This is a genomic window from Roseitalea sp. (assembly GCF_984466335.1).
In genome coordinates this window covers 8,747-12,813 of sequence record NZ_CFIFWG010000085.1, presented here as the reverse complement: position 1 = coordinate 12,813, position 4,067 = coordinate 8,747, and the positions used below count along the sequence as shown (strand labels likewise).

The 4,067-nt window shown below is 68.4% G+C and carries 6 protein-coding genes; all 6 read right to left on the bottom strand.

Annotated features, from left to right (window positions below):
* A partial coding sequence (locus AC5E6L_RS09220) for a sirohydrochlorin chelatase (protein ID WP_491772796.1) occupies positions 1 to 402 on the bottom strand: 402 nt, incomplete at its 3' end.
* A complete protein-coding gene (locus tag AC5E6L_RS09215; RefSeq protein WP_491229368.1) occupies positions 402 to 608 on the bottom strand; it encodes a DUF6732 family protein in 207 nt (68 codons plus the stop codon). The genes AC5E6L_RS09220 and AC5E6L_RS09215, both read right to left, overlap by 1 nt.
* A gap of 226 nt (positions 609 to 834) precedes the next feature.
* Positions 835 to 1,260: a TerB family tellurite resistance protein gene (locus AC5E6L_RS09210; RefSeq protein ID WP_491229369.1), complete on the bottom strand. Its 426-nt coding sequence runs from the start codon at positions 1,258 to 1,260 to the stop codon at positions 835 to 837.
* Between the two features lie 70 nt (positions 1,261 to 1,330).
* Positions 1,331 to 2,587 (bottom strand): NAD(P)/FAD-dependent oxidoreductase, encoded by a 1,257-nt coding sequence (locus tag AC5E6L_RS09205; RefSeq protein ID WP_491772793.1) that lies wholly within the window; start codon positions 2,585 to 2,587, stop codon positions 1,331 to 1,333.
* A 2-nt stretch (positions 2,588 to 2,589) separates the two neighbouring features.
* Positions 2,590 to 3,216 carry a cob(I)yrinic acid a,c-diamide adenosyltransferase gene (gene cobO, locus AC5E6L_RS09200; protein ID WP_491229372.1) on the bottom strand — a complete coding sequence of 209 codons (627 nt, stop codon included), beginning with the start codon at positions 3,214 to 3,216 and terminating at the stop codon, positions 2,590 to 2,592.
* On the bottom strand, positions 3,213 to 4,067 hold an 855-nt coding region (locus AC5E6L_RS09195), incomplete at its 5' end, for a cobaltochelatase subunit CobN (protein ID WP_491772791.1). The genes AC5E6L_RS09195 and cobO, both read right to left, overlap by 4 nt.

Sequence of the window (4,067 nt, the reverse complement as noted above, 5' to 3'; positions counted from 1 at the left end):
CCACCCGCGCGCCTCCAGCGCTTCCTCGATGCGCGCGCCGGCGGCGCGGATCATGCGCAGGTCGACGCCCAGTTCGCGGCCATAATCGACCGCAACGTCAGGGTTGCGCGCCCGATAGGCGTTCAGCACGGACGGGATGTCGTTCTTGGCATGGCCGGCGGCGAACAGCATGCCCGGCACCGCAAGCACATGGTTGACGCCGCGCGCCCTGAGCGCGTCGAGCCCCTTGTGGATCACGGGGTTGGCGAATTCGAGATAGCCATAGTCGACCGGCACGTCGGAAAAGCGTTCGCGCATGCGCTCTGCGAGCCGCGCGAACTGGTCGACCGCGTTCCGGTTGCGGCTGCCATGACCGCAGATCATGATGCCGTAGCGCTTGCCCGGCACCTTGTTTTCGAACATCAGCGGTTCCGCCGCAGCACGGCGCGATGGCCGAAAAAGAGCGCGCCCGCGACGATGGCGAGCGCGGCGGCGCCGGCACCCCAGGCCAGCCAGTGCGCATGGCCGGCGACTTGCTCGACATGGCCGGGATGGGCGAACGCTGCGGTGGCGGCGAACGAGGCGGCGGCAAGCGAGGCAGCGGCAAGGGGGAGGCGGAAGCGGGTCATGGGTTCATCCTGTCGGTTCGTTTCATGCGTCACCAACAGGCCCTGCCCCCTCGCAAGCGACGGGGCGATCCACGCGGCAGCTCCGGCCTTGCGCCCCCGGCTTGGGTCGGCGCGACCGGACACCGTTCGGCCATGGAAGATGGCACTGCCGGCAACGGCGAAACGTTATGGATTTCGACCCGCCCGGTCAATCGGCGGAGCGACACGGGCGCGGAAAATCGCGCCATCACGCATCGGGCAATGTCTTGAGGTCGAAACCCAGCGCGTCGGCGGTGCGTTCGAGCAGACGCAGTTCCTTGTCGTTGACCGCATGGTCCGATTCGGCGATCGCGATCATATGGTCGAGCAGCGCCTTGCGCCGGGCGAGCGGCATCTCAAGGAAGATCGCCGACGATTGGGCGTCGGTCGTCTCGTAGGCATAGTCGTGAAGATATTGGTAGACGCCGTCCATCGCCTCAGGATCGAGCCCGAACGCCTGCCGGCAGATGCGCTTGAACGTCTCCAGTTCCGCATCGGCGACATTGCCGTCGGCGAGAATCATCCGGAACAGCAGCAGCAGTTCGGCCGTGAGCGCCGGGTCGCTGGCGACGAGCCGCACATTGCGCTCGCGGCCCAGCATGGCTCTGATCGTGTCGATGATGCCCCTCGCCATGATCGCCTCCGCTGCGGCCGGCCGGAGCGCCACAGTACAGGGATTCGCGCCATGGCCCAATCGGCGCCCTTCACCGCCCCGTGAAGCGCGCGGCGGCATAGGGCGCCGGGTCGAAATCCGCCGTTCCATCGGCCATCATGGACGCCACAAGGCGGCCGGCGGAAGGACCCAGCGTGAAGCCGTGATGGCAATGGCCGAAATTGACCCACAGGCCGGCAAGGCCCGGCGCCTCCCCCATGACGGGCAGCATGTCGGCAAAGCAGGGCCGAGCGCCGAGCCAGGGCGCCTCGTCGGCCGCCTCGCCCAGATCGAACAGTTGCCGCGCGGGCGCCAGCGCGCGGTCGAGCTGCACCGGCGTGGGCGGCGCGTCGAGCCGGGCGAACTCGGCGCCGCTCGTCATCCTGATGCCGCGCGCCATCGGCGCGAGCACGAAGCCGTGGTCCCCATCGACGACGGGGCGCGTCAGGCAAGCATTGCCGCGCGGCGCGTAATGGCGGTGATAGCCGCGCTTTACGCCCATCGGCAGGCGCAGGCCGAGCGCGTCGAGCAGCGCCTTGGACCAGGGCCCGGCGGCGATCACCGTCCGGTCGGCCTTAACCGCCCCGGACGCGGTGACGGCGCGCCAGCCCCGGCCGCCCTTTTCAAGCGCGCGCACCCCGGCCCGGACGATCGAGCCGCCGAGCGCCTCGAACAGGTCCGCATAGGCCGCGACCAGCGCGCCGGGGTCCGAGCAGGTCCAGGGGTCCTCATAATGGACGGCGCCCGCGATCATGTGCGTCCTCAGGTGCGGTTCGAGCGCGGCCAGCGCGTCGGCGCCCGGCCTTGAGACGGTCAGGCCGAGCCCCCGCAGGTCGGCAAGCGCGCCCTCGACGGCGCGCAGGGCGGCCTGCTTGCGCAGGACGCGCAGCCAGCCCTTCCTGATCAGCAGACGGTCGGCGCCAGCCTCGGCCGCCAGGGCGCCGTGCGCCGTCAGGCAGTCGGCGAACAGCGGGATGCTGGCTTCATAGCTCGCCCGTGCGCGATCGGGGCGCGAGGCGCGCAGATAGCGCCACAGGAACGGCGCCACATGCGCCAGCGACGCAAGGTGATAATGGGCGTCGGTGCGCCGGTTGAGCGCATGAGCCACGAGCTTGAACACGCTGCGCGGAAACAGATAGGGATGCACCCCCTCGCGCTGGATGATGCCGGCATTGCCGTAGCTGGTTTCGCGGCCGGGCGCGCGGCGGTCGACAAGGGCGACATCGGCGCCCGCGCGGGCAAGCGCGATCGCCGTGCACACGCCGACCATGCCGGCGCCGATCACGGCGACCTCGTAGCGGCGGCTCAAACCTACCACTCCACCCCGATCTGCGCTTTGACGCCGGACCGGAACGGATGCTTGACCAGTTCCATCTCGGTGACGAGGTCGGCCAGTTCGACCAGTTCGTTCTTGGCGTTGCGGCCGGTGAGCACGACGTGGGTCATCTCCGGCTTGCGCGCGCGCAGGAATGCGGCCACCTCGTCGACCGGAATATAGTCGTAGCGCAGCGCGATGTTGATCTCGTCGAGCAGCACCATCTTGTTTTCGGGATCGGCGATCAGCGCCTTGGCCTTCTCCCAGGCCGCGCGGGCCATTTCGATGTCGCGCGCCTTGTCCTGGGTTTCCCAGGTGAAACCCTCGCCCATCGTGTGGAACGCGCACAGATCGCCGAAACGGCGCTCGATCAGGTCGCGCTCGCCGGTCGCCATGCCGCCCTTGATGAACTGGACGACCGCGCACCGGCGCCCATGGGCGATATGCCGGAAGATCATGCCGAAGGCGGCGGTCGACTTGCCCTTGCCCTTGCCGGTATGGACGATGATCAGGCCCTTTTCCTCGGTCTTGGTGGCCATGATCTTGTCGCGCGCGGCCTTCTTCTTGGCCATCTTCTCGGCATGGCGCTCATTGTCATGCTCGTGATCGTCGATCTGGTTCATCGTGCTCCTCCGGCTATCCGTTCAAGATCAAAGCGCGCCGAATTGGACTTCGGCGTCCACAGGCCGCGCGCGATCGCTTCCGACAGCCGGTCGGCCATTTCGGCGAGCGCGTCGGGGTTCTTGTCGGCGATGAAGCCGCGCACCGTATCATCGACCATATAGGCTTGATAGACCGCGTCGAAATGATGGTCGCGCACCGCGCCTGTCGTCGCGGCGAAGGCGAACATATAGTCGACCGTCGCGGCCATCTCGAAGGCGCCCTTATAGCCGTGGCGCATGACGCCGGCGATCCATTTGGGGTTGACCACGCGCGCGCGCACCACGCGGCCGATCTCGTCTTCGAGCGTGCGGACGACCGGCCGCTCGGGCCTTGAATGATCGTTGTGATAGACGGTGGGGCGCGCACCCTTGAGCGTTTCGACGGCCGCGGTCATTCCGCCCTCGAACTGGTAGTAATCGTCGCTGTCCAGAAGGTCGTGCTCGCGATTGTCCTGATTCTGGACCACCGCCTGGACCGACGACAGGCGCGTTTCGAGCATGGCGCGCTCGGCCGTGCCCTCGGCGCCCGCGCCATAGGCATAAGAGCCCCAGACCAGATAGGCTTCGGCCAGGTCGGCCTTGTCTTGCCAGCCCTTCTCGTCGATCAGCGCCTGAAGGCCCGCGCCATAGGCGCCGGGCCTGGAGCCGAACACGCGGTAGCCGGCGCGCCGGGCCGCGTCCTCCTCAGGCGCGCCGTCGGCCATGAGCCTTGCCCGTTCGGCCCGCATCCGCGCGGCGATCGGATTGTCGGCCGCATCCTCATCCAGCGCGCCGACGGCCCGCACGGCCCGGTCGAACAGGGCGATCTGGTC

Coding starts and splice junctions, on each gene's coding strand:
- AC5E6L_RS09215 (WP_491229368.1), bottom strand. CDS start 608: ATGACCCGCTTCCGCCTCCCCCTTGCCGCTGCCTCGCTTGCCGCCGCC.
- AC5E6L_RS09210 (WP_491229369.1), bottom strand. CDS start 1,260: ATGGCGAGGGGCATCATCGACACGATCAGAGCCATGCTGGGCCGCGAG.
- cobO (WP_491229372.1), bottom strand. CDS start 3,216: ATGAACCAGATCGACGATCACGAGCATGACAATGAGCGCCATGCCGAG.